This window comes from Agromyces atrinae (assembly GCF_013407835.1).
GTDB lineage: Bacteria > Actinomycetota > Actinomycetes > Actinomycetales > Microbacteriaceae > Agromyces > Agromyces atrinae.
In genome coordinates this window covers 1,548,420-1,573,296 of the sequence record NZ_JACCBI010000001.1, presented here as the reverse complement: position 1 = coordinate 1,573,296, position 24,877 = coordinate 1,548,420, and the positions used below count along the sequence as shown (strand labels likewise).

General features: G+C 70.2%; 18 protein-coding genes, 1 tRNA gene and 1 other RNA gene. 9 read left to right on the top strand and 11 right to left on the bottom strand.

Annotated features, from left to right (window positions below; genetic code table 11):
• Positions 1-9 precede the first annotated feature (9 nt).
• Entirely contained in the window at positions 10-1,143 is a 1,134-nt protein-coding gene (locus tag BJ972_RS07565) for a DUF8744 domain-containing protein (protein WP_129176924.1), read from the top strand.
• Positions 1,140-3,776 carry a multicopper oxidase domain-containing protein gene (locus tag BJ972_RS07560; RefSeq protein ID WP_129176926.1) on the top strand — a complete coding sequence of 879 codons (2,637 nt, stop codon included), beginning with the start codon at positions 1,140-1,142 and terminating at the stop codon, positions 3,774-3,776. The genes BJ972_RS07565 and BJ972_RS07560 overlap by 4 nt, the downstream gene beginning before the upstream one ends.
• Before the next feature lie 351 nt (positions 3,777-4,127).
• Here the strand turns inward: BJ972_RS07560 and BJ972_RS07555 are convergent, their stop codons facing one another.
• The 8 genes from BJ972_RS07555 to BJ972_RS07520 all read right to left on the bottom strand — a co-directional run bounded on the left by BJ972_RS07555 (position 4,128) and on the right by BJ972_RS07520 (position 14,277).
• On the bottom strand, positions 4,128-4,898 hold the full coding sequence (locus tag BJ972_RS07555) for a family 16 glycosylhydrolase (RefSeq protein ID WP_129176928.1): 771 nt from the start codon (positions 4,896-4,898) through the stop codon (positions 4,128-4,130).
• 117 nt (positions 4,899-5,015) lie between these two features.
• The gene (locus BJ972_RS07550) at positions 5,016-5,309 is read right to left on the bottom strand and encodes a DUF2249 domain-containing protein (RefSeq protein ID WP_129176930.1); all 294 of its coding nucleotides are present in this window, start codon (positions 5,307-5,309) and stop codon (positions 5,016-5,018) included.
• Between the two features lie 21 nt (positions 5,310-5,330).
• Positions 5,331-6,086, bottom strand: coding sequence for a respiratory nitrate reductase subunit gamma (gene narI, locus BJ972_RS07545; protein ID WP_179419932.1), 756 nt, complete (start codon positions 6,084-6,086; stop codon positions 5,331-5,333).
• A complete protein-coding gene (narJ, locus tag BJ972_RS07540) occupies positions 6,083-6,793 on the bottom strand; it encodes a nitrate reductase molybdenum cofactor assembly chaperone (protein ID WP_241830898.1) in 711 nt (236 codons plus the stop codon). The genes narI and narJ overlap by 4 nt, the downstream gene beginning before the upstream one ends.
• Positions 6,790-8,454, bottom strand: coding sequence for a nitrate reductase subunit beta (gene narH, locus BJ972_RS07535; protein WP_129176931.1), 1,665 nt, complete (start codon positions 8,452-8,454; stop codon positions 6,790-6,792). Before narH ends, narJ begins: the two co-directional genes overlap by 4 nt.
• Before the next feature lies 1 nt (position 8,455).
• Positions 8,456-12,190, bottom strand: a complete 3,735-nt coding sequence (locus tag BJ972_RS07530) for a nitrate reductase subunit alpha (RefSeq protein ID WP_129176933.1) — start codon at positions 12,188-12,190, stop codon at positions 8,456-8,458.
• 20 nt (positions 12,191-12,210) lie between these two features.
• Complete coding sequence (locus BJ972_RS07525) at positions 12,211-13,545, bottom strand: MFS transporter (protein ID WP_129176935.1); 1,335 nt, start codon at positions 13,543-13,545, stop codon at positions 12,211-12,213.
• A gap of 102 nt (positions 13,546-13,647) precedes the next feature.
• Complete coding sequence (locus tag BJ972_RS07520; protein WP_129176937.1) at positions 13,648-14,277, bottom strand: helix-turn-helix transcriptional regulator; 630 nt, start codon at positions 14,275-14,277, stop codon at positions 13,648-13,650.
• Between the two features lie 419 nt (positions 14,278-14,696).
• Here BJ972_RS07520 and BJ972_RS07515 point away from each other — a divergent pair, with 419 nt between their 5' ends.
• The 3 genes from BJ972_RS07515 (at position 14,697) to BJ972_RS07505 (ending at position 18,056) form a co-directional block, all read left to right on the top strand.
• Positions 14,697-15,404, top strand: a complete 708-nt coding sequence (locus BJ972_RS07515) for a DUF559 domain-containing protein (protein WP_129176939.1) — start codon at positions 14,697-14,699, stop codon at positions 15,402-15,404.
• Between the two features lie 226 nt (positions 15,405-15,630).
• Positions 15,631-17,451, top strand: coding sequence for a helicase HerA-like domain-containing protein (locus tag BJ972_RS07510; RefSeq protein WP_129176941.1), 1,821 nt, complete (start codon positions 15,631-15,633; stop codon positions 17,449-17,451).
• Positions 17,448-18,056 (top strand): GNAT family N-acetyltransferase, encoded by a 609-nt coding sequence (locus BJ972_RS07505; RefSeq protein ID WP_129176943.1) that lies wholly within the window; start codon positions 17,448-17,450, stop codon positions 18,054-18,056. Before BJ972_RS07510 ends, BJ972_RS07505 begins: the two co-directional genes overlap by 4 nt.
• A 9-nt stretch (positions 18,057-18,065) precedes the next feature.
• Here BJ972_RS07505 and BJ972_RS07500 read toward each other — a convergent pair whose 3' ends face one another.
• The 3 genes from BJ972_RS07500 to BJ972_RS07490 all read right to left on the bottom strand — a co-directional run bounded on the left by BJ972_RS07500 (position 18,066) and on the right by BJ972_RS07490 (position 19,862).
• Positions 18,066-18,887 carry an aminoglycoside phosphotransferase family protein gene (locus tag BJ972_RS07500; RefSeq protein ID WP_164989988.1) on the bottom strand — a complete coding sequence of 274 codons (822 nt, stop codon included), beginning with the start codon at positions 18,885-18,887 and terminating at the stop codon, positions 18,066-18,068.
• Positions 18,884-19,549 carry a hypothetical protein gene (locus BJ972_RS07495; RefSeq protein ID WP_164989989.1) on the bottom strand — a complete coding sequence of 222 codons (666 nt, stop codon included), beginning with the start codon at positions 19,547-19,549 and terminating at the stop codon, positions 18,884-18,886. The genes BJ972_RS07500 and BJ972_RS07495 overlap by 4 nt, the downstream gene beginning before the upstream one ends.
• Positions 19,550-19,777: 228 nt before the next feature.
• A tRNA-Ser gene (locus tag BJ972_RS07490) sits at positions 19,778-19,862 on the bottom strand.
• Between the two features lie 82 nt (positions 19,863-19,944).
• On the opposite strand from BJ972_RS07490, the gene ffs reads away from it, so the two are divergent.
• From ffs to BJ972_RS07470, 4 genes are all read left to right on the top strand, one after another.
• An RNA gene (gene ffs, locus BJ972_RS07485) (signal recognition particle sRNA small type) lies at positions 19,945-20,041 on the top strand.
• Positions 20,042-20,123: 82 nt separating this feature from the next.
• On the top strand, positions 20,124-22,253 hold the full coding sequence (gene pta / locus BJ972_RS07480; RefSeq protein WP_129176948.1) for a phosphate acetyltransferase: 2,130 nt from the start codon (positions 20,124-20,126) through the stop codon (positions 22,251-22,253).
• Positions 22,250-23,440, top strand: a complete 1,191-nt coding sequence (locus BJ972_RS07475) for an acetate/propionate family kinase (RefSeq protein ID WP_129176950.1) — start codon at positions 22,250-22,252, stop codon at positions 23,438-23,440. Before pta ends, BJ972_RS07475 begins: the two co-directional genes overlap by 4 nt.
• A gap of 1 nt (position 23,441) precedes the next feature.
• Positions 23,442-24,863: a phytoene desaturase family protein gene (locus tag BJ972_RS07470; protein WP_129176952.1), complete on the top strand. Its 1,422-nt coding sequence runs from the start codon at positions 23,442-23,444 to the stop codon at positions 24,861-24,863.
• Positions 24,864-24,877: the final 14 nt, after the last annotated feature.

The window sequence follows — 24,877 nt, the reverse complement described above, 5'->3', positions numbered from 1 at the left end:
CGTCGAATCATGGGTGAGGCAGCGAGACCCGTCCCGAGCGGAGCACCGCGTTCGGGGAACGAGCGCCGGCCGATGCGGCGTCTCGTCTTCCTGATCCCCGGTGCTCTCGCGCTGATCCTGGGCCTCGCCGCCGCACTCTCCCTCCTCGGGCTCCCCGTCCTCCGGTTCGAGCGTCTCCGCGACCTTCACGCGCCCCTCCTCGTCTTCGGCTTCCTCACGACGCTCATCTCGCTCGAGCGCGCCGTCGCCCTCCGGAGGCGGCTGCCGTTCGCCGCACCCGTCCTCACCGGACTCGGCGCGCTCGCGTGCCTCACGCCCCTGCCCGTCGTCGTCGGGGCGTCGGCCGTGACCGCGGGCCTCGGCGTGCTGCTCGTCGCTTACGGGCTCATCTGGAAGCGGCAGCCCGCGGTCGCGACGGCGATCCAGGCTCTCGGAGCGGCGGCGGCGGTGTGCGGCGCCGTGCTGTGGGCCGCGGGCGTACCCGTGCCGTGGGTGGTGCCGTTCCTCGTCGTGTTCCTCGTGCTCACGATCGCGGGTGAGCGCGTCGAGCTCGCGCGCATCGCGTTCGCCGGGCCGCGGCCCGAGGCGCTCGCGTTCCTGAGCGCAGTGGCGCTCGCGGTCGCCGCCGTGCTCGCGCTCTGCTGGCCGGACGTCGGCGGTCGTCTTCTCGGCGCCGCGCTGGTCCTCACGTGCGCATGGCTCGTGCGCTTCGACATCGCGACGAAGACGGTGCGGTCGGTCGCACTCGCGCGGTTCACGGCGGTGTGCCTGTTGGCTGGCTACGCGTGGCTCGCCGTCGCGGGCGTGATCTGGCTGCTCGGTGCGCCCGTGCTCGACGGGCCCGCGTACGACGCCGCGGTGCACGCCGTGTTCCTCGGGTTCGTGATGTCGATGATCATGGCGCACGCGCCGCTCATCCTTCCCGCCGTGCTCGCGATCCGGCTGCCGTACCGACCCGTGATGTACGTGCCCGTCGCCCTGCTGCACACCTCGCTCGCCGTGCGACTCGCGGGCGATGCCCTCGACGAGATCGTCGTCGTGCGGGTGGGCGGTGTCGGCGGCATCGTCGCGATCCTCGGGTTCTTCGTGATCGCCGCCGTCTCGGCGGTCACGGCCGCACGCCGACCGAGGAGCACGGCATGAGTCGCCGCACCCGCTACGTCCTGATGAACGCGCTCGTCGGGCTCTGGTTCGTCGTCACGGGCGTCGTCGTGATCGCGCACCGCTTCCTGCCGGAATCGGGGTGGCTCCTCATCCACCTCACGCTTCTCGGCGCGGCGAGCACGGCGATCCTCATCTGGAGTCAGCACTTCGCCGACACGCTCACGCGGCGGGCCGGGCCGGGCGGCGCCCGTGCGCTCACCGGCAGGCTCGTCGCCCACACGCTCGGCGTCGTGCTCGTCGTCGTCGGCGTGCTCTCGGCGACATCCGTCATCGCGATCATCGGCGCGGCGTTCGTCGCCGTGAACGCGCTCCTCCACGGCATCCTGCTCGCGGTGCAGGCGCGCGGTGCGCTGCCGTCCCGCTTCGCGCCGCTCGTGCGCTACTACGTCGCGGCCGCCGCGACGTTCGTCGTCGGCGCGACGATCGGCGGCCTCCTCTCGACGGGCCCGGCGGGCGAGACTGCCGCTCGCCTCGTCGTCGCGCACGTGAGCCTCAACCTCTTCGGGTGGATCGGCCTGACGGTCATCGGCACGGCGGTTCTTTTGTGGCCGACCATCCTGCACGCGCGCATCGAACCCGGCGCCGATGCGGGGGCGCGGCACGCGCTGCCGACGCTGCTCGTGGGGCTCGCGATCCTCGTCGCCGCGGCGGGCTTCGGTGTGACCGTGCTCGTCACCGTCGGGCTCGTCGTCTGGCTCGCCGGTCTCGCGCGCGTCGGCGTGCACGCCGTGCTGCAGGCGCGCGCGATGCCACCGGGAACCTTCGCCGGCTGGAGCGTCGGCGCGGGTCTCCTCTGGGTCGCGGGCAGCGCCGCGTGGCTTGCCATCGGGGCGGCGACGACGACCGAGTGGTCCGTGCTGCTCGACCGACTCGACCCGCTCCTCATCCCCTTCGTCGCGGGCTTCGTCGTGCAGGTGCTCGTCGGTGCGCTGAGCTTCCTGCTGCCCGTCGTCGTGGGCGGCAGCCCGAAGGCGTCGAAGGTCGCCGCCGTCGAGCTCGACCGCGCCGCGCCCTTCCGCGTCGTCGTCGTGAACGGGGGGCTGCTGCTCTTCCTCCTCCCCGTGCCGAGCGTCGCGAAGGTGCTGCTCTCGCTCCTCGTCTTCGGCGTGCTCGTCGCCTTCCTCGTGCTCGCCGTGCGCGCCGTCGTGCTCTCGCGTCGTGCGCGCCGTGCCGAGGGCGACGCCCCCGACCTCTCGCGGGCCGTTTCCCTCGGGGCGCCCGGTCGTGCCGCCGAGCCTCGTCGCAGCCGCACGGGACTCGTCGCGGCGGCGATCGGCGTGCTCATGTTCACCGTCACCGCGGGAATCGCCGTCGATCCGGCCGCGGCGGGCATCGGCACGGCGGCCGTGACCGATGTCGCCGCGACGGGCGAGACGACGCGCGTCACCGTCGAGGTCGAGGGCATGCGATTCACGCCCGACGTCATCGAGGTGCCACGCGGCGACCGACTCGTGATCGAGCTGCACAACACGGGCGTCGACGTGCACGACCTCACGATCGAGAACGGTGCACGCACCGAGCGCATCGCCGTCGGCGGCACCGCGACCCTCGACGTCGGAGTCATCGGCGCCGACCTCGAGGGGTGGTGCTCGGTCGCCGGCCACCGGCAGATGGGCATGGTGCTCGACATCGTCGCGACCGGTGACGGCCCGGCGCCTTCGCCGGAGCCGACGCCGACGGATGACGCGGGCGGCGCTCACTCCGCGCACGACTCATCGGCGGCGGAGCCGGACGGCGACCCCGTCGACCTCGACCTCATGCGCGAGTACGACGACGACGTCGATGTTCGTGATGCGACACTCGCACCGGCATCCGACGAGACCGTGCACCGCGTCGACCTCACCGTCACCGAGCAGGTCGCCGAGGTCGCGCCGGGAGTCACCCAGACGCTCTGGACCTTCGGCGGCACCGCGCCCGGGCCGGTGCTGCGCGGACGCATCGGCGACGTCTTCGAGATCACCCTCACGAACGACGGGTCGATCGGCCACTCGATCGACTTCCACGCGGGCGCTCTCGCCCCCGCCGAACCCATGCGCACCATCCAGCCGGGGCAGTCGCTCGTCTACCGGTTCACCGCCGAGCGCGCGGGCATCTGGATGTACCACTGCTCGACGATGCCGATGTCGTCGCACATCGCGAACGGCATGTTCGGCGCGGTCATCATCGATCCGCCCGACCTCGCACCCGTCGACCGCGAATACGTGCTCGTGCAGAGCGAGTACTACCTCGGACCGGAGGGCGGCGAGGTGGATGCCGCCAAGATCGCTCGCGAAGAGCCCGACCTCGTCGTCTTCAATGGCGCGGCGAATCAGTATCGGAGTGACCCGCTGCCGGCATCCGTGGGGGAGCGCGTGCGGGTCTGGGTGCTCGATGCCGGCCCGTCACGGTCGAGCTCGTTCCACGTCATCGGAGGTCAGTTCGACACCGTGTGGCTCGAGGGCGACTACCGGCTGCGCCCCGGAGCGGGCGGCTCACAGGCCCTCGGACTCTTCGCGGCGCAGGGCGGATTCGTCGAGCTCGCGTTCCCCGAGGCGGGCGACTACCCGTTCGTCTCGCACATCATGGTCGACGCCGAGCGCGGCGCCGCGGGCCTCTTCCGCGTCGCCCCCTGACGCCCCGGCGCGCCCAGACTCGCCGGCTCGCGACCGCCCCCACTCGCCGAGAGGTCAATCCCTCGCGGTGCCACCGCCCCCGCACCCCCTCGAATCGCCCTCTCGCTGACGTGACCTTCCACGTCTTTCGCCGAGAGGTCAATCTCTCGGGGTCGCACCGCCCCGCACCCCCGCGAATCGCCCTCTCGACGGATGACGCGGCAAGCCGACGAGCACACTGCAGCCGCTCACACTCGCCGAGAGGTCAATCGCTCGGGGTCGCACCGCCCCCGCACCCCCGCGAATCGCCCACTCGACGGATGACGCGGCGCAGTCCCGCACGGCAGCCGGCCGCAGCGCGCGCCCGTCGCCTCAGTCGGCCCACCCGCGCACGTCGCGCACGGTCGCGGTCTTCGGGTACGCGCCGGCCGGCGCCGCGGTCTCGAAGAGGTCGATGAGCAGCATGAGCGAGTAGTCGGGAGCCTGCGGCACGCGCCGCACGACGACGCCCTCGCAGCCGATGATCGTCTCGCCGTCGCCCCAGATGACCGTCCACGTGTGCGGCCTGCTCGCATCGAACGGCAGCTCGACCTCGCTCATGTCGGTCGTCAGACCCGGATCGTGGTGCGCCTTCACTCCGGTGCGAGCGATCGTCGTCGGACCCACCGCCGACGCATCGATCTCGACGATGCAGATCTCGCCCGCGTCATCCTCGTTCGTGTTCTCGATGCCGACGAGCCACGCCGCGATCATGCATCCCTCATCGGTGCTCGCCGACAGCGTGACGTCGATGCGGCCGCGCGAGGGCGCGAAGAGCACGCGTTCCGGCGTCGCGGTGCGCACGACGAGACCGTCGGGGCGGTGCCGGTGCGTGCCGCGGGGGCTTCCGATCGCGCCCGAGAACGTCGCCGTCTGGATGTTCGAGACGCGAAGCGGCGCGTCGTCGGGGCGCCAGTCGAGCTGGTCGTGCTCGATACGCAGTTCGAGGCCGTCGGCCGTCATCCGGTAGCGCGCCGCCGAGCGCTCGGGCTCGGTCCAGTGCGGCAGGTAGTGGGGCACCCAGCAGGCAGGGCTCAGGTCACCCGTGAAGTCGTCCGCGAAGTCGGGCGCACGCTCGGGCGCGGGTGGCAGCGATTCGCTCATGCGTCACAGTCTGCCCGGTCGGCACGCGGCTCTCAGAAACGGCCGAAAGGTCGATCCACGTGGGTGCACACGCGCTCGCACCCCGCGGGATCGACCTTTCGGCGAGAAACGATGCGCTTACTGCCGCGTGAAACGCAGCGTCCACGCCTCCGGCCCGCGCTCGAGGTAGTCAACGGCGAAGCCGCCGGGCTCGGCCGCCTCGATCTGCGCGAGGAGCGGCAGCGGGTCGTGCGGGGCGATGAGATCGAGCGAGAACCCGGGGCGGATCGCTCCGAGCGCGCCGAAGATCGTCGCGTGCCGGATGGCGTGGGGGATGTCGCGGGCGTCGAGCACCACGGCCGAATCGTCGTCACCGCACGCGCACGCGTGACCGGATTCGTGGCGACCGAAGGAGACGGATTGTGCAGTCATCGGAACAGTCCTTTCAGGGAGTCAGAGCTTGTGGAGACGGTTCTCGTCGGGCTGCTTCACGCCTTCCCAGCCGCGGCGGGTGGGGCGCGAGCCCTGCTGATCGCGCGAGCGGTAGACGATGTACGGCCGCGTGAAGTAGCCGATCGGCGCCGAGAACACGTGCACGAGGCGCGTGAACGGCCAGAGCGCGAAGAGCGCCGTCGCCGTGAGCACGTGGATCTGGAACGCGAGCGGCACGTTCGCCATGAGTTCGGGCTGCGGCTGCAGCAGCATGAGGCTCCGGAACCACGGGGCGATCGTGCCGCGGTACTCGTACCCGGGCCCGAGCAGCTGGAACATGACGGTCGCCGTCGTGCCCGCGAGGATCGTCGCGGCGAGGAAGACGTACATGACCTTGTCCATGACGGTCGTCGCGAGGAGCACCGCCCCCGTCATCCGTCGCCGGTAGATGAGGATCGCGAGACCCACGATCGTCGCGACGGCCGCCGCGGTACCCATCGTCGTCGCGCCGAAGTGGTACATGTGCTCGTCGATTCCGATCGCGTAGAGCCACTCGCGCGGGATGAGCAGGCCGACGACGTGCCCGGCGATGACGGCGAGGATGCCGAAGTGGAAGAGCGGCGAGCCCCAGCGCAGCAACCGGTTCTCGTAGACCTGACTCGAGCGGCTCGTCCAGCCGAACTGGTCGTAACGGTAGCGCCAGATGTGTCCGACGACGAAGATCGCGAACGCCGCATAGGGGAATGCGACCCAGAGCAGGATCTGCAGTGTGTTCATACCCTCACCTCTCGTGATGCGCCGCCGCCGGCCGAGAACGGTTCGAGCTGGCCGAGGAAGCTGATGCCGACGGTCTCGGTGGGCGGTCCGTCGTTGATGAGAGCGAGATAGCGCTCTCGTGTGTCGTCGTCGATCTCGGGCAGCGACAGGCACACGGCTTCGACGAGCGAGGCCCACGGGCTCGACTGGGCGAGGAGCGCCGCCCGCAGCACCTCGATGCCGTCGCGGTGGGCGGCGAGCAGGCGTGCGGCGACGGGCGAGTCGGTGACGGCCGAGAACTCGAGCACCGCGGGCAGATAGTCGGGCAGCTCGTCGGCCTCGAACTCCCACCCCGCGGCTCGGTACGCCTCGAGGAACGTCACGAGCGCCGTGCCGCGCCGACGCGTGTCGCCCGCGGCGAAGTACGTCAGGTACAGGCAGCTCTTGCGCTTGAGGTCGAACGTCGTCACGTACGCCGGAGCGAGCCGCTCCTGCTCGCTCATCGCGTGGGCGATGAACGAGCGGAAGGGTGCCGCGATCGGGCCGGGCAGTTCGTCGACGGATGACGCGAGCTCGGGCAACCGCTCGAGATACGCCGCATCGGGGTAGTCGAGCAGCAGCGACGCGAGCATGTGCGCGAGGGAGCGCTCGTCACGCGAGAGTTCGAGGCGCTCGATCGGGGCCGGCATGCGCTTGAGCGAGATCTGCGGCGGCATCGCGAACTTCACGGTGTCACCTCCCCGTCGCGCTTCCCGGTGCGATCCGACGGCGGGAAGAGGCCCTGCGGCGCTCCGTTGCCGTCCCAGTTGAGCAGGTTGACGCGGCCCGGGGTCGACGGTCGATCGGCTGTCTGCCGGTCCTGCAGCACGTGGAAGTTCTCGACGGCGACGGGAACGCTCGGGCCGCTCGACGTGCCGAAGGGGCCGGCTCCGCCCATGCCCGGGCCGCCGTCGTAGTCGAGCGAGCACGCGAGTTCTTCGAGCTCGGCCGCCTGCTCGGTGTGGGCCGAGGGGATCACGTAGCGGTCCTCGTACTTCGCGATCGCGAGCAGTCGGTACATGGCCTCGATCTCGGTGCCCGTCATGCCGACGGCGCGTGCGATCGACTCGTCCTTCTCCTCACCGAGGTTGATCTTCCGCATGTAGGCGCGCATAGCCGCGAGGCGGTGCAGCACGTCGTCGACGGGGGCGACGTCGCCCGCGGTGAAGAGGCCCGCGAGGTACTCGATGGGGATGCGCAGCTTGTCGATCGCGGCGAAGAGCGTGCGGGCGTCCTCCGCGTCGTTGCCCGAGTCGGCGACGACGTCGACGACGGGGGAGAGCGGCGGGATGTACCAGACCATCGGCATCGTGCGGTACTCGGGGTGCAGCGGCAGTGCGACCTTGTAGTCGCTGATGAGCTTCCAGATGGGGCTCGCCTGCGCGGCCTCGATCCAGTCCTCGGGGATGCCCTCGGCGCGCGCCGCCTCGATCACGGCGGGGTCGTGCGGGTCGAGGAAGACGCTCCGCTGCGATTCGAGCAGGTCGTGCTCGTTCTCGACGGAGGCGGCTTCGGCGACCTTGTCGGCGTCGTAGAGCACGAGGCCGAGGTAGCGCAGTCGCCCGACGCACGTCTCGGAGCAGACGGTGGGGAGCCCGACCTCGAGGCGCGGGTAGCACAGCGTGCACTTCTCGGCCTTGCCGGTCTTGTGGTTGAAGTAGACCTTCTTGTACGGGCAGCCCGAGACGCACATGCGCCAGCCGCGGCACGCGTCCTGGTCGACGAGCACGATGCCGTCCTCGACGCGCTTGTACATCGCGCCCGAGGGGCACGACGCGACGCACGACGGGTTGAGGCAGTGCTCGCAGATGCGCGGCAGGTAGAACATGAACGTCTTCTCGAACTCCGTCGTGACGTGTTCGCTCATGTGCTGGAGGATCGGGTCCTCGGCGAGGGTCTCGGCGGAGCCGCCGAGGTTGTCGTCCCAGTTGGCCGACCACGAGATCTTCATGTCCTTGCCCGTGATGAGGCTCTTGGGCTTCGCGACGGGCGTGTGCGCACCCTGCGGGGCGTTCAGCAGGGTGTCGTACTCGTACGTCCACGGCTCGTAGTAGTCGCTGATCTCGGGCAGCTTCGGGTTCGAGAAGATGCGCGAGAGCTTGGCGAGGCGGCCTCCGGAGCGCAGGCTCAGACGGCCGCGCTTGTTGCGCACCCAGCCGCCGCCCCACTTCTCCTGGTCTTCGTAGCCGCGCGGGTAGCCGACGCCCGGCCGGGTCTCGACGTTGTTGAACCAGACGTACTCGACGCCCGTGCGGTTCGTCCACGCCTGCTTGCACGTGACCGAGCACGTGTGGCATCCGATGCACTTGTCGAGGTTCATGACCATCGACATCTGAGCCATGACCTTCATGTCAATACACCACTTCCTGGCTGCGGCGACGGATCACGGTGACCTCGTCGCGTTGGTTGCCTGTCGGTCCGAGGTAGTTGAAGGCCCACGACAGCTGCGCGTACCCGCCCACGAGATGGCTCGGTTTCAGCAGGATGCGGGTGAGCGAGTTGTGGATGCCGCCGCGGAGCCCACTCGTCTCGGTGCGCGGCACGTCGACGGTGCGATCCTTCGCGTGGTACATGAACACCGTGCCCTCGGGCATGCGGTGCGACACGATCGCGCGGGCGACGACGACGCCGTTGCGGTTGTACGACTCGATCCACTCGTTGTCGCGCACGCCGATCTTCTCGGCGTCCTGCGGACTCATCCAGATCGTGGGGCCGCCGCGCGAGAGCGAGAGCATGAACAGGTTGTCCTGGTACTCGGAGTGGATCGACCACTTCGAGTGCGGCGTCAGGTAGCGCACGGCGACCTCGGCGTGACCGGCCGAGCCGGGTGCCCCCGTCGCCGCGGTCGATCCCACGCGCGCGTCGCCGAACAGTCGATGCATGTCGAGCGGTGGTCGGTAGACCGGTAGGTTCTCGCCGAGCTCCTCCATCCAGTCGTGGTCGAGGTAGAAGTGCATGCGGCCCGTGAGCGTGTGCCAGGGCTTCAGGTGCTCGACGTTGATCGTGAACGCCGTGTAGCGGCGGCCGCCGTGCTCCGACCCCGACCACTCGGGCGACGTGATGACACTCACCGGGCGAGCCTGCACATCGGGGAACGTGATGTGCGAGCCCTCGTGGTCCTCGGCGAGCTGCGCGATGCGCTGGCCCGTGTGCTTCTCGAGCTGCCGGAACCCCTGCACCGAGAGGCGCCCATTCGACGTTCCCGACAGCGCGAGGATCGTCTCGCACACGCGAACGTCGGTGTCGAGGCGCACCCGACCGGCCTGCGGGCCCGACGGCACGACCCCGTTGACGTGCGCGAGCTTCTCGACCTCGGGCGTCGGGTCGTACGTGATGCCCTTCGTCGTCATGCCGAGCTTCGTCGCGAGCGGGCCGAGCGAGCCCCACTTCGCGGCGAGCCCGGGGTAGTCGCGCTCGACGACGATGAGTTTCGGCATCGTGAGGCCGGGAACCGCGGGGGCACCGTCGACGACGCGGCCGTGCGGCGTCGCGAGGGCGTCACGGGTGTCGTGCTGCAGGGGAGCCGCGACTACGTCGCGTCGTACGCCGAGGTGCGTCTCGGCGAGGGCCGAGAACTCCTCCGCGAGCGTCTTGAAGAGGTCGAAGTCGGTGCGCGTCTGCCACGGCGGCTTGATCGCGGGGTTGAAGCTGTGGATGAACGGGTGCATGTCCGTCGACGCGAGGTCGTACTTCTCGTACCAGGTCGCCGCGGGCAGCACGACGTCGGAGAAGAGCGTCGTGCTCGTCATCCGGAAGTCGGCCGTCATGAGCAGGTCGAGCTTGCCGATCGGGGCGTCGTCGTGCCACACCATGTCGCGGGGCCGCCGGTCGGGCCCGACCTCGTTCGCACGCACGGCCGAGTCGGTTCCGAGCAGGTGCTTGAGGAAATACTCGTTGCCCTTGCCCGACGATCCGAGCACGTTCGCGCGCCAGATGTCGATGACGCGCGGGAAGTTCTCGGGGGAGTCGGGATCTTCGCACGCGTAGGCGAGCGAGCCATCCTCGAGGCTCTGCACGATGTAGTCGGCGACCGGGATGCCGGCGGCGTCGGCGTCATCGCAGATGTCGAGCGGATTCCTGTTGAACGTCGGGTAGCTCGGCATCCACCCGCGCTTCGCCGACTCGACGAGGCAGTCGGCCGTCGTGCGGTCGGCGAACTTGCCGCGCGCGAGCGGGGAGGCGAGCTCGTCAGCGGGCAGACCGTCGTAGCGCCACTGGTCGGTCGCGAGGTACCAGAACGCCGTGCCGATCATCTGGCGCGGGGGCCGGTTCCAGTCGCCCGCGGTCGCGTACTGCGAGTATCCGGTGATCGGGCGTACCTTCTCCTGGCCGACGTAGTGACCCCAGCCGCCGCCGTTGACGCCCTGACATCCCGTCATCGTCGTGAGCGCGAGGAACGCGCGGTAGATCGTGTCGGAGTGGAACCAGTGGTTCGTGCCCGCGCCCATGAGGATCATCGAGCGACCGCCCGACTGCTCCGCGTTCTCGGCGAACTCGCGACCGATGCGCTCGGCCTTCGCGGCGGGGACCGACGTGATCTCCTCCTGCCACGCGGGCGTTCCGGGGCTCGACGCGTCGTCATAGCCCGTCGGCCACTCGCCGGGGAGGCCGTCGCGACCGACGCCGTACTGGGCGAGCAGCAGGTCGAAGACCGTCGTCACGAGACGGCCGGCGACGCGCGTCGCGGGAACGCCGCGCGTGATCGTGCCCGCGCCGCCCGCGTGCTCGCGGCCGACCTCGGGGGCGAGGTCGAAGCGGGGCAGCACGACCTCGGCGGTCTCCGTCGCGAGGGGGGAGTCGGCGATCGAGAGCAGCGGGTCGACGTCGCCGAGGTCGAGGTTCCAGAGGCCCTCGTCCGATTCCGAGAACCGGTGACCGAGCGAGCCGTTCGGCACGACGGGCTCGCCGTCGGCCCCGAGCAGCACGGTCTTGAACGCCGCGTTCTCGACATCGCTGCCGAGGACGTCGGCCGTCACGAACTTGCCCGGCACGAGGCATCCGTCGTTGTCGTCGAGCGTGACGAGGTACGGCGAATCGGTGTAGCGCTTCATGTAGTCGATGAAGCGCGGGGTCTTCTGCTCGACGAGGAACTCGCGCAGGATGACGTGCCCCATCGCGATCGCGAGGGCGCCGTCGGTGCCGGGGTGGGGCGCGAGCCACTCGTCGGCGAACTTCGTGTTGTCGGCGTAGTCGGGCGAGACGGTGACGACCTTCTGGCCGCGGTAGCGCGCCTCCGTCATGAAGTGCGCGTCGGGGGTGCGCGTGACCGGCACGTTCGAGCCCCACATGATGAGGTACGACGAGTTCCACCAGTCGGCGGACTCGGGCACGTCGGTCTGGTCGCCGAACACCTGCGGGCTCGCGACGGGGAGGTCGGCGTACCAGTCGTAGAACGACAGGATCGAGCCGCCGACGAGGTTCAGGAACCGGGCGCCCGCTCCGTGCGACACCATCGACATGGCCGGGATGGGGGAGAAGCCGGCCACCCGGTCCGGGCCGTACCGCTTGACGGTGTGCACGTGCGCCGCGGCGACGATCTCCGCCGCCTCCTGCCACGTGGCACGCACGAGACCGCCCTTGCCGCGGGCGCTCTTGTACTTCCGGGCCGACTCGGGATCGTCGGTGATCGCGGCCCACGCGAGCACGGGGTCGCCGAGGCGGGCCTTGGCCGCGCGGTACAGCTCGAGCAGCACGCCGCGCACGTAGGGGTAGCGCACGCGCGTCGGCGAGTACGTGTACCAGCTGAACGCCGCGCCGCGGGGGCAGCCGCGCGGCTCGTACTCGGGGGAGTCCGGGCCGACGGAGGGGTAGTCGGTCTGCTGCGTCTCCCACGTGATGATGCCGTCCTTGACGTACACCTTCCACGAGCAGGAGCCCGTGCAGTTCACGCCGTGCGTCGAGCGCACGACCTTGTCGTGCGACCAGCGGTCGCGGTAGAACACGTCGCCCGACCGGCCTCCTTCGAGGAACACGGAGCGGAAGTCATCCGACACCTCGCCCTTCCGGAGGAAGCGGCCGTACTTGACGAGGGATGCCGCGAGCGGGCCGTCGTTCGCGGGGGCTCGGGTGGGCTTCTCGAGTGTCATGTCGTTCCTGTCGCTCTCGTTCAGCTGGGCTTCTCGGCGCCGGGACGCGCGTAGTACCACCACGCGAGACCCGTGCAGAATGCGCACCACGCGGCGCACACGATGAAGAACACGGTCGGTGAGATCGCCGAGAGGGCGATGCCGACGAGGAAGGGCCCGAACGCGCCGACGGAGGCCGTCCAGCCGATCGCGCCGCCCGCCTGGAGCTTCGGGAAGATCATCGGCATCTGCTTGAAGGTGCCGGCGTTCGCGAAGCCCGAGAAGAAGAAGATGACCATCATCCCGGTGAGGAAGCCCCAGAACGCGTCGACCGAGCTCGGAGACAGGAACAGCAGCGTGATGAGCGTTCCGAGCGTCATCCCTGCCCCGCCGATGAAGGTGAAGATCGCGCCGCCCCACCGGTCGCAGAGCGGGCCGCAGGCTGCGCGCACGGCCGCTCCGAGGAGCGGGCCGATCCACGCCCAGGCGAGCGGGTTCGGGGCGTCCTCGAAACCGCCGAAGACGTCGCGGATGATGAGGCCCGTCTGCGCGGCGAGACCCGAGAAGGCGCCGAATGACATGAGATAGATCGCCGTCATGATCCACGTGTGCTTGAGGCGGAAGATCGAGAGCTGCTGACGGAAGTTCGCCGTCACCGGTACCCGGCGGAGCACGACGATCGCGAGGATGCCGGCGAAGAGCACCCACGGGATGAGCACGAGTCCGCCGTTGTGCAGCCAGACGAGGTCGCCGTCGGCGCTCGACTGCGGGGTGAGCACGGCCGTGCCGAAGAGTCCGAAGCCGACGACCCACGGCACGAGCAGCTGCACGACGCCGATGCCGAAGTTGCCGATGCCCGCCTGCAGGCCGAGCGCCGTGCCCGAGAGGCGCTTCGGGAAGAAGTAGCTCGTCGACGCCATGAGGCCGCTGAAGCTGCCGCCGCCGACGCCCGCCGAGAACGCGAGGGCGAGGAGCACCCAGTACGGGGTGCTCGTGTCGCGCACGACGAGGGTCCAGCCCACCATGGGCAGGAGCAGCACGAACGCCGAGAGGGCGACGAGCTTCCGCGTGCCGAGGATCGGCGGCAGGAACATGAACACGAAGCGGATGAGACCGCCGGCGAGACCCGGGATCGCCACGAGCCAGTACAGCTGCTGATCGGTCAGGTCGAAGCCGATGTCGCCGAGGCGGGGAGCGATCGCGCTCACGAGGTACCACGTCGCGAACGCGAGGATCATCGTGAAGGTCGAGACCGAGAGCGTGCGCCACGCGAGCTTGGAATCCCACGTCGCGGGGTTCTCCGGGTCCCAGTTCGACAGATCAGGCTTGAGTGCTGAGCCGGGAGCTTCTGCGGGTGCTGTTGCGGTGTCCTTCATCGCCCGTCCTCGATGTCCGGGGGAGCCGCGTATCGCATCCCCGTTCACCGTCAGTCTGCGCTCGGGGTCGAGTCATCAGCGAGGGCGCAACGCCGTGAAAAATCAGTCGGTCGGATCGACCGAGAGGGCGAGGGTGCAGCAGCCGGGAGTCGTGAACGGGAGCAGCCGGTCGGCGCTCACCGGGCCGCCCGCGTGGGAGAGCACGGTGCGGATGATGCCGAGGTGCACGGAGCACACGACGTCGCGGTGCTCATCGACCATCTCGCGATACGGGCACCCGCTCAGCTCGACCTCGAGCTTCGTCGTGTCGAGCGCGGGGTCGAAACCGGCACGGTCGAGGTGGTCGTCGAGGGCGTCGAGCTGGTTGAGCGCCTCGTCCGCGAAGACGGTGTCGTCGCCGAGCACGGCCTCGGGGGCGTAGCGCCGGAGCGCCTCGGCGCGTTGCACGGCGCCTGTGAGCCGCTCGCGCGCCGCCGCCGTGTCGTCGGCTCCCGTCGCGGCGCTGTAGAGCACGCGCGGTCGGCCGCGAGTGGTGCGGTGCTCGGACTTCGCGACGACGAAGCCCTCGTCGATGAGCCGCTGCATGTGCTCGCGCACGGTGTTGATGTGGATGCCGGTCGCGTCGACGAGCTCCGCGAGCGTGCTGCCGGGCGACTCCTGCACGAGGTGCAGCAGTTCGACGCGCCGGTACGACGCGAGCGTGCGATACGTGAGCGAGTTCGAGGTGCTCATGTCTCGATTATGCCCACACGCGCGAGCTCGTGTCACCCGTTCGGCAGGCCGCCCGCGCCCCCACCTCGCCGAAAGGTCAATCCCTCGGGGTCGCGCGCGCCCCGCACCCCCGCGAATCGCCCTCTCGGCGCGCGGCACTCGCCCTCCACGGCGCGCGCCCGGGTCGCAGAACCCACCGATCGTGATGACGGCGACGCACGGTACCCCGAATCGGGGAGCGTGGTGAGATGAGCCGTCGTCATCCTCTGCCCGCATCGCTCGCCGGTCGGCCGTTCACGCGAACTGAGGCGCTGCGCGAAGGCGTTTCGCTGCAGCGACTCGATGCGTCCGATCTGGTGCGCCCGTTCCACGGCGTTCGCGCGCCGGCCACCGGCGATGCATCGTCGGTGATCGCACGGTGCGCGGCCTACGGAGTGCGGATGACAGAGACTTCGGCGTTCAGCCACAGCACCGCAGCCGCGTTGTGGGGCATGCCGCTGCCGAGACGCGTCGAGCGGGATGCCGCCGTGCACGTCACCGTGTGGGAAGGAAAACACCGTCCTCGCGAGCGCGGAGTCGTCGGACATCGAGCGCGCCATCGGCCTGTCATCACGAGCGTCGGCGCCCTACGGGTGGTCGCGCCCGCCGATGCGTGGTGCCAGCTGGGTGCGGCACTCGGAGTGCGCGAACTCGTCGTCGCTGCCGAGCACCTCGTCGGGTGGCCGCGGCCCGTGTGCGCGCTCGACGAGATCGATTCCGCCCTCGCGCGTTTCGGTTCGCGGCGAGGGATCGAGGCGTTGCGCGGCGCGCGGGCGCTCGTGCGGGAGCGGTCGGCGTCGCCGCGCGAGACACTGCTGAGGCTCGACCTTGTCGATGCGGGCCTTCCCGAGCCCGAACTCAACGGCGAGATCGAGACGCCCGACGGATCGACGCATGGCGACCTCGTCTTCCGCCGGTGGCGCGTCATCGCCGAGTACGACGGCGACCAGCACCGTCTCGATGATCGGCAGTGGGCGACCGATGTCTCTCGACTCAACGCGCTGGCCGCGGCGGGCTGGATCGTCGTGCGTGTCACGCGTCACATGCCGGTCCGCGAGCGGGTGCGCGCCGTCGCCCGCGCGCTCAACTCGCGAGGCTGGCGCACGTGATCGACGTCGCATGCTCGCCCGTCGCCGCCCACGCCCCAGCCGAGAGGTCAATTGCACGGGGTCGCGCGAGCCCGGCACCGCGAGATTTCGACCTCTCGGTCACGTCGCGACCGACATCCCCCCGCCCGCCCCATGCCGAAAGGTCAATCGCACGGGGTGCGCACGCCCCCGCACCCCGAGATATCGTCCCCTCGATCGCGAGGACACCGGTCACTAGGATCGGGCCATGACGGATGACGGGGTCCAGAAGGCTCGGGAGGCCGCTGCGGCGGCGGCCGAGGTCGCCGAGAAACTCCAGGCCGAAGCGCAGGAGGCGGTGCGCCGAGCCGAAGAGGCCGCCGCACGTGCGCGGGAGGCGGCTGACGCGGCCGCCGCACCGGTGAACGCGGCACCACCGTCATCCACCGGCCCTCTCGACGCCGCGGCGATCGACGCCATCCGCGCCGGGTACGCGTTCGAGGGCCCCGCACTCGAGATGGGCGCCCTCGTCAACGGCGACCCGCTCGCCGACGTTCCCGTCCGCATCCCGCTCGCCATGACGAACCGCCACGGTCTCGTCGCGGGGGCGACGGGAACCGGCAAGACGCGCACGCTGCAGGGTCTCGCCGAACAGCTCTCGGCCCACGGCGTCGCGGTCTTCGCGGCCGACATCAAGGGCGACCTCTCGGGCATCGCGACGCCCGGCGAGGGCAACGAGAAGCTCCTCGCGCGCACGGCCGCGATCGGTCAGGACTGGACGCCCGCATCATTCCCCGTCGAGTTCTTCTCGCTCGGCGGTCACGGTCAGGGGGTTCCGATCCGAGCGACGATCGCGGGCTTCGGTCCGCTCCTCCTCGCCAAGGCGCTCGGCCTCAATGCGACGCAGGAGTCGAGCCTCGGCCTCGTCTTCCACTACGCCGAGAAGAACGGTCTCGCGCTCCTCGACCTCGCTGACCTCCGCAGCGTGCTCCAGTACCTCACGAGCGACGACGGCAAGGCCGAGCTCGACGGGCTCGGCGGCCTCTCGAAGGCGACGGTCGGTGTCATCCTCCGCGAACTCATCGTCTTCGCCGAGGCCGGTGCCGACGCCTTCTTCGGCGAGCCCGAGATCGACACGAGCGAGTTCTTGAGAACCGCGGATGACGGTCGCGGCGTCATCAGCCTGCTTGAGGTTCCCGGTGTGGCCGACAAGCCCGCCCTGTACTCGACGTTCCTCATGTGGCTGCTCGCCGACCTCTTCAACGATCTGCCCGAGGTGGGTGACCTCGACAAGCCGAAGCTCGTGTTCTTCTTCGATGAGGCGCACCTGCTCTTCGCCGACGCCTCGAAGGATTTCCTCGCCCAGGTCGTGCAGACCGTTCGTCTCATCCGGTCGAAGGGTGTCGGCGTCTTCTTCGTGACGCAGACGCCGAAGGACGTTCCCGCTGATGTTCTCGCCCAGCTCGGTTCGCGTGTGCAGCACCAGCTGCGCGCCTTCACGCCCGACGACGCGAAGGCGCTGCGCGCGACGGTGTCGACGTACCCGCGGTCGGCGTACGACCTCGAGGAGGTGCTCACGACCCTCGGCACAGGCGAGGCGATCGTCACGGTCATGAACGAGAAGGGTGCGCCGACGCCCGTCGCGTGGACGCGGCTCCGCGCCCCGCAGGGCCTCATGTCGCCGACGCCCGAGGCCGAGATCGATCGCGCCGTGGCATCCTCTCCGCTCCTCGCACGGTACGGGACCCCCGTCGATCGCGAATCGGCGCACGAGATCCTCACCGCGCGCATGAACGCGGCCGCGGCTGCCGCCGATGCGGCGGAACTCGCGAAGCAGCAGGCGAGCGCTGCGGCGGAGTTCGAGAAGCAGCAGGCCGCCGTGCGGAAGGCAGAGGAACGGGAGCGGGCGAAGGCGAAGGCCGAGTACGACCGCATCATGAAGCAGACCGGTGCGCGCTCGTCGAGCGGTTCTCGACCGCGCAGCACGTCGTCGAAGTCGCCCCTCGAGCAGATCCTCGGGTCCCCGGCCACGCGCACGGTGCTCACGAGCGTGCTCACGGGCATCTTCGGAACGCGGAAGCGCCGATGACGCTCCGCCTCCGGCCGTTCCAGCCCGCCGATCTCGACGGCATCGCCGACGTCTGCGTGCGCACGGGAGCGGCGGGCGAGGATGCCCGCGGGCTCTACTCCGACGACAGCATCCTCGGCGACGTGTATGCGACGCCGTACGCAGTGTTCGACCCCGACCTGGCGTTCGTCGTGACCGACGGGCATCGCGTACAGGGGTACGTGCTCGCGGTTGCCGACACGGCCCGGTTCGCCGAGTGGTTCCGAGCCGAGTGGATGCCGCTTTTCGACGCACGACACGGGGTCGACGTCGACCGGGGTTGGTCGCCCGACGAGGTGAGCCTCCGCGAGGAGGCCCATCATCCCGAACGCATGCTCATCGCCGAGCTCGACGAGTACCCGGCACACCTGCACATCGACCTGCTCCCCGAGGCCCAGGGGCACGGGCTCGGGCGCCGCCTCATCGACCTCGAGCGTGCGGCGCTGCGCGGACGCGGGGTGAGCGCCGTGCATCTCGGCCTCGACCCGGCGAACACGCGGGCTCGCACGTTCTACGAGCATCTCGGCTTCCATGAACTCGCGTCGTCGACGCCCGACGAGCCGCTCTTTGGAATCGCCACGAGCTGACGGCGGGGCTCACAGCAGGCTCGCTGCCGCCGCCCCGATCGCTTCGACCTCGATCGCCCGCTCGTCGGAACCGTCCTGACGGTCCCAGCACGACGACAGCGCGCACCATGCGACCGCCCAGCGGGTGAGGCGCGTCTCGTCGAGCGACGCCGCGGCCGCGATGAGGCGGAGGCGCCGTTCGACGAGGGGGAGCGCCTCGACCGGCGTCGGGTTGCAGAGCAGGTTCGCGAAGTCGAAGGCGCGCTCGCCGAGGAGCCCCTTCGGGTCGATCAGGCGCCATCCGCGCTCGCCGAAGTCGAGCACGTTGCTGTGGTGCAGGTCGCCATGCAGGACGTGCTGCAGATGCGGTTCCCGGGTGTCGGCGAGCAGCTCGGCTGCGGTGTCGCGACCGAGGCGATGGAATGTACCGAGGTCGTCGGCGCCGCCCAGCAGCGCACGGAACCACATCGAGAGAGGCACGACCGGTGCGCCGACGGGTTCCGCGGCATGCACGGGTGCGACGCTCGCGACGGCGAGAAGGATCGCACGGTCATCCGCCCCTCGCCTCGTCATCGCCGAGAGCGAGTCACGACCGACGGCGCGCTCGAGAAGGATCGCCTCGCCCTCGGCCCGCAACACCCGGGCGGTGCCGCGACCCGCGAGCCACGTCATGAGCTCGCTGCCCCGACGCTCCTCGGACACGAGGGCGATCTTCAGCATCGCCAGTACTCCGTCGGCGTTGACGGGTGCCAGGATGCTCGACGCCGTGCGGAACGCGTCGCCGTCCACGTCGAGCCCCCAGCGACGCTGCACCCGAGCAAGCGCGTCGCGGTCGTCGTCGGGGAGGGTCACGGCGTGTTCGAGCGAGCCGCGAACGGCCTCTTCTCGAACCAGTAGAGAAGGCCCGAACGATCGCGGCGCAACTGCCCGAGCGTGATCGGTTCCGTCTCGACGATCTCGGGAACCCCGAGTACGGCGGCGACCTCGTCCATCGCCGAGCGCTTCCAGAACTCGCCGCGCATGCGCAGCAGCACCTGCTCGTCGGCGCTCACGGCGAAGAGCTGGTGCGAGGTGTCGAGGGTGTGGCCGCGGTAGACCTCGACGCGCAGGATGCGGTCGATCTCCGACGCGGGGAAGTGCTGGATGCGCCCGAAGAAGCCGCGTTCGGTGACTCCGTCGGCATCGACCCAGATCGTCGTGCGGTGGTACGAGGCGATCGACAGGGTCGTGAGCACGGCTATGAGCACCGCGAGCGCGACGACGGGGGCCCAGAGGCCGATCGGGATCGTGGCCCACAGCAGCACCGCGATGAGCGGCACCGAGAGCGCGATGATCGGAGCGAGGAAGTGCCTCACGAGGGTGCGGCGCGGCCGGATCGTGTGCACCCGGCGTGCGTCGGAACGGGGGCCCGAGACGAGCGTCGTCGGCGCCGTCTGCGGCGCAGGAACACTGAACGACACACCGTCGTGCGGAGTCGCAACGGGTCGCTCGGTGGACGGCACATCATTCCCCATGTGCCGCTCGTGTCCATCCGTGGTCTCGCCGAGCACCTTACGATCCTGTGCGACAGAAGCTGTATGCGGTATCCGCACAAAGGGGGACAACGCTTGCTCTCCCCGTCATCCCGCGGATGTCGCGCACGATTCACCCCCGAAGTGGGGGTCGTCGCGCGGGCCTCGGGCTGAACCCTCCCGGGGAAAGTCGAAGCCCGGAGCATCAGGGATGTTCCGGGCTTCGATCGGCGGAGAATGGGGGATTCGAACCCCCGAGGGCTTGCACCCAACACGCTTTCCAAGCGTGCGCCATAGGCCACTAGGCGAATTCTCCAGACGCCGGCGCTCGCGCAGGCGACCTTCAGTATCGTACCCGACGCCGGTCGCCTCGTCCGACCAGAAGCGGTAGAGTGGACGACGGCTCCTCGCGTGGCGCCATCCAGGCCAATTCCCCCAGGGCGGAAACGCAGCAAGGGTAACCGGGCTCTGGCGGGTGCGCGAGGGGTCATTTTCATGCCCGCGGCCGGCACCGCGACCTCGGGAATCTCCTGAGTCACCTGCCGAAGCGTCGTTCTTTCTCTATAGGCTGTAGAGCGTGGCGCACAGCATCTACATCGGATCGGCAGAAGGCAACACCGGAAAATCGACCGTCGCGCTCGGCGTGCTCGATCTCCTGCGTCAACAGGTGGGCAGGGTCGGTGTCTTCCGCCCGATCGCCCGTTCGACCGACACGCGTGACTACGTGCTCGAGCTCCTCCTCGCCCACGACGGCGTCGAGATCGCCTACGACGACGCGATCGGCGCGAGCTACGACGAAGTGCACGCCGACCCCGACGGCGCGCTCCAGCGCATCGTCGCCCGGTTCAAGAAAGTCGAGGAGAACTGCGACGCCGTCGTGATCCTCGGCTCCGACTACACGGATGTCGGCAGCCCGACCGAACTCGGATTCAACGCGCGCATCGCGGCGAACCTCGCCGCCCCCGTGCTCCTCGTTCTCGGCGGCCGCATCGGCCAGGGTCAGGGCGAGCACCTCGGCCACTCGGAAGCCCGCTCGGCCGACGACATGCGTCAGCTCACCGAGCTGGCCCTCGACGAGCTCCGCAGCGAGCACGCGACGCTCCTCGGCATCATCGCCAACCGGGCCGACCCCGACAACCTCGACACGATCGTCGCGGCCATCGGGGGAGTGGCGCGCTCCGCGTCATCCGTCGGCGGCGACGTGCCGATCTGGGCGATCCCCGAAGACCCCTACCTCGTCGCACCGAGCATGTCGACCGTCATGGCGGCCGTCGACGGCACGCTCTACGCGGGCGATCCCGAACTGCTCTCGCGCGAGGCGCTCGGCGTCGTCGTCGCGGCCATGTCGATGGACAACGTGCTGCCCCGCCTCTTCGAGGGCGCCGTCGTCGTGGTTCCCGCCGATCGCACCGAGGTGCTGCTCGCCGTGCTCATGGCGAACGCCGCGGCGACCTTCCCGTCGGTCTCAGGAATCGTCCTGAACGGCGGGTTCGACCTGCCCGAGCCGATCGTGAAGCTCATCGAGGGCCTGCGTGCCGGTCTGCCGATCATCCGCACCGACCTCGGAAGCTACGACACGGCGGTCGCCGTCACGAGCGCACGCGGGCGCCTCGCGGCCGAGTCGCAGCGGAAGCGCGACACGGCCCTCGCCCTCTTCGAGCGTTCGGTCGATCGGGCCTCCCTCCTCGCCCGGCTCGACGTCAGCCGTGCCGAGGTCGTGACGCCCCTCCTCTTCGAGTACGGCATCCTGGCCCGGGCGCGCGCCGAGCAGAAGCACATCGTCCTTCCCGAGGGCGGCGACGACCGCATTCTCCGCGCCGCGGCGACCCTCCTTGCTCGCGACGTCGCCGAGCTCACGATCCTCGGTGAGGAGATCGAGGTGCGCGCTCGCGCGATCGGTCTCGGCCTCGACATCAATCGCGCGAAGATCGTGAGCCCGTACGACCCCGTGCTCGTCTACAAGTTCGCGGAGGAGTACCAGAAGCTCCGCGCGCACAAGGGCGTCACGCTCGAGCAGGCGCGCGAGACCGTGACGGATGTCTCGTACTTCGGCACCCTCATGGTGCACACGGGCCTCGCCGACGGCATGGTCTCGGGAGCCGCCCACACGACGGCGCACACCATCCGGCCGTCGTTCGAGATCATCAAGACCCAGCCGGGCGTCTCGGTCGTGTCGAGCGTGTTCCTCATGGCCCTCGCCGACCGCGTGCTCGTCTACGGAGACTGCGCGGTGAACCCCGACCCCACGGCCGAGCAGCTCGCCGACATCGCCCTGTCGTCGGCCGAGACCGCCGAGCAGTTCGGCATCGAGCCGCGCGTCGCGATGCTGTCGTACTCGACCGGAGAGTCGGGCGCGGGAGCCGACGTCGAGAAGGTGCGCCAGGCGACGGCGATCGTGCGCGAACGCCGCCCCGACCTGCCCGTCGAGGGTCCGATCCAGTACGACGCGGCCGCCGACGCCGCGGTCGCTGCAGCCAAGATGCCGGGCTCCGCGGTCGCCGGGCGCGCGACGGTGTTCATCTTCCCCGACCTCAACACGGGCAACAACACCTACAAGGCCGTCCAGCGTTCGGCCGGCGCCGTCGCGATCGGCCCCGTGCTGCAGGGCCTCAACAAACCCATCAACGACCTCTCCCGAGGAGCCCTCGTGCAAGACATCGTTAACACCGTCGCCATCACGGCCATCCAGGCGGGGGATGCCTCGTGAGCGCGGTCCTCGTCGTCAACTCGGGTTCCTCGTCGTTCAAGTACCAGCTCATCGACGCCGAGTCGGAGGTGACGCTCGCGAGCGGTCTCGTCGAGCGCATCGGCGAACCGACGGGCGGGGCGACCCACACGGATGCCGCGGGCGAGCGCACCTCGCTCGAACTCGAGATCGTCGATCACACGGCCGGCTTCGCCGTCATGCTCGAGGCCTTCGCGGCGAGCGGGGTCGACGTCGTCGCCGATCTCGTCGCGGTGGGGCACCGTGTGGTGCAGGGAGGTGCCCGGTTCTTCGAGCCGACGATCATCACCGACCTCGTGCGCATCAACATCGACGAGCTCTCGGGACTCGCACCGCTCCACAACCCGGCGAACCTCGCGGGCATCATCGCCGCGCAGAAGGCCTTCCCCGACGTCTCGCACGTCGCGGTCTTCGACACCGCCTTCCACCAGACCATGCCGCCCGCGTCGTACACGTACGCGATCGATGCGGCGCTCGCCGAGAAGTACCGCGTACGTCGCTACGGCTTCCACGGCACGTCGCACCGCTTCGTCGCGCACGCCGCGGCCGAGTTCGTCGGTCGCCCCGTCGAGGATCTCCGCCAGATCGTGCTGCACCTCGGCAACGGCGCGTCGATGTGCGCCGTCGACGGCGGGCGCTCGATCGACACGAGCATGGGCATGACCCCGCTCGAAGGCCTCGTCATGGGAACCCGCTCGGGCGATATCGACCCGGCCGTGCTCCTCTACCTGCAGCGCCGCGCCGGACTCAGCGCCGACGAGGTCGACACGCTCCTCAACAAGCGCAGCGGCCTCCTCGGTCTGAGCGGTCGCGGCGACATGCGCGACGTGCAGACCGCGGCGGACGCGGGCGACGAGGCGGCGAAGCTCGCCCTCGACGTCTACGTGCATCGCGCGCGCTCCTACATCGGCGCGTACCTCGTCGAGCTGCGCGGCGTCGACGTCATCTCGTTCACCGCGGGCGTCGGCGAGAACTCGCCGCTGTTGCGCTCCCGCATCCTCGCGGGCCTCGAGTCGTTCGGCATCGAGATCGACCCCGTGCTGAACACCTCGCCGGATCGCGGCGCGCGCGTCATCTCGACCGAGAACTCTCGCGTCACGGTCCTCGTCGTGCCGACGAACGAAGAGCTCGAGATCGCCCGCCAGACCCTCGCCGTGGTCGGGGGCTGATGTGCTCGACGCCGTCGTCGTAGGAGCGGGGCCGAACGGCCTCGCGGCCGCGGTCACGCTCGCGCGCGCCGGCCTCTCGGTCGAGGTGCTCGAGGCAGGTGACGCCGTCGGTGGTGCCGCCGCCACGCGCGAACTGACCGAACCGGGCTTCCTGCACGACGTCGGATCGGCCGTGCATCCGCTCGCCGTCGCCTCTCCGTTCTTCCGTCGGTTCGGCTTGACCGATCGCACGCCCTTCACGACGCCCGAGGCCTCCTACGCCCATCCGCTCGACGGAGAGCGCGCGGCCATCGCCTGGCGCGACGTCCGACGCACCGCCGACGAACTCGGTGACCCGTCGTGGCGCCGACTTCTCGCTCCTCTCGCCGGTCGATCGAGCGCCCTCGCCGAGACACTCCTCACTCCGCTCGTGCCCTACCCGCGCCATCCGTTCGTGGCGGCGGGCTTCGCGGGTTCGGTCGCCGCCGTCCGGGCCGGGCTCGCACCGCTGAGCCCCGAGGGCCGCGCGCTCCTCGCGGGCGTGCTCGCTCACGCCGTCGTGCCGCAGCCGTCGCTCGCGGCAGCGGGTGCGGGCCTCGTGCTCGCCGCGTTCGCGCACAGCGGCGGCTGGCCCGTGCCGCGCGGGGGATCGCAGTCGATCGTCGACACGCTCGTCGCCGACCTCGTCGCTCACGGCGGGGTCATCACGACGGGAGCGCGCGTGCGTTCCCTCGCCGACCTTCCCTCGGCGCGAGTCCACTTCTTCGACACCTCGGCGCCCGACCTCCTCCGCATCGGCGGAGACGCCCTCGACGATCGATACGCGCGGGCGCTCAGCCGTGTGCGCGCCGGAGGGGCGGCGAGCAAGGTCGACTTCGCGCTCTCGGCTCCCGTTCCGTGGCGGGACCCCCGCATCGGCCACGCGACGACCGTGCACGTCGGCGGCAGCGCCGACGAGATCGCGGCGGGCGAAGCGGATGTCGCGAGCGGGCGTCATCCCGCCTCGCCCTACGTGCTCGTCGCCCAGCCGAGCCTCGTCGACGAGACCCGCGCGCCGGCCGGCAAGCAGACCCTCTGGACGTACACGCACGTGCCGAACGGCTCCACGCGCGATATGACGGAGCCCATCGTGGCGCAGATCGAGCGGTTCGCCCCGGGTTTCCGCGACACGATCATCGCCTCGGTGGCGACGACGGCGACGGGCATCGGACGGTGGAACCCGTCGATGCCGGGCGGCGACATCGCCTCGGGCGGAATCAGCATCGCCGGCGTGCTCGCGCGACCGCGCTTGTCGACGCGCCCGTGGGCGGCCGCTCCCGGCATGTACCTGTGCGGTGCCGCTGCGGCTCCCGGCCCGGGCGTGCACGGTATGGGCGGCTACTCGGCGGCGGTACTCGCGCTCCGTGAGGTCTTCGGTATCGCCGAGCCGTCACTCGCTCCCTGACATCCCCCGGCGTT

Bases quoted from the DNA above. Each gene is read 5' to 3' on its own strand.
- BJ972_RS07565 (WP_129176924.1), top strand. From the start codon at position 10: ATGGGTGAGGCAGCGAGACCCGTCCCGAGCGGAGCACCGCGTTCGGGG.
- BJ972_RS07560 (WP_129176926.1), top strand. From the start codon at position 1,140: ATGAGTCGCCGCACCCGCTACGTCCTGATGAACGCGCTCGTCGGGCTC.
- BJ972_RS07555 (WP_129176928.1), bottom strand. From the start codon at position 4,898: ATGAGCGAATCGCTGCCACCCGCGCCCGAGCGTGCGCCCGACTTCGCG.
- BJ972_RS07550 (WP_129176930.1), bottom strand. From the start codon at position 5,309: ATGACTGCACAATCCGTCTCCTTCGGTCGCCACGAATCCGGTCACGCG.
- narI (WP_179419932.1), bottom strand. From the start codon at position 6,086: ATGAACACACTGCAGATCCTGCTCTGGGTCGCATTCCCCTATGCGGCG.
- narH (WP_129176931.1), bottom strand. From the start codon at position 8,454: ATGAAGGTCATGGCTCAGATGTCGATGGTCATGAACCTCGACAAGTGC.
- BJ972_RS07530 (WP_129176933.1), bottom strand. From the start codon at position 12,190: ATGACACTCGAGAAGCCCACCCGAGCCCCCGCGAACGACGGCCCGCTC.
- BJ972_RS07525 (WP_129176935.1), bottom strand. From the start codon at position 13,545: ATGAAGGACACCGCAACAGCACCCGCAGAAGCTCCCGGCTCAGCACTC.
- BJ972_RS07520 (WP_129176937.1), bottom strand. From the start codon at position 14,277: ATGAGCACCTCGAACTCGCTCACGTATCGCACGCTCGCGTCGTACCGG.
- BJ972_RS07515 (WP_129176939.1), top strand. From the start codon at position 14,697: ATGACAGAGACTTCGGCGTTCAGCCACAGCACCGCAGCCGCGTTGTGG.
- BJ972_RS07510 (WP_129176941.1), top strand. From the start codon at position 15,631: ATGACGGATGACGGGGTCCAGAAGGCTCGGGAGGCCGCTGCGGCGGCG.
- BJ972_RS07505 (WP_129176943.1), top strand. From the start codon at position 17,448: ATGACGCTCCGCCTCCGGCCGTTCCAGCCCGCCGATCTCGACGGCATC.
- BJ972_RS07495 (WP_164989989.1), bottom strand. From the start codon at position 19,549: ATGGGGAATGATGTGCCGTCCACCGAGCGACCCGTTGCGACTCCGCAC.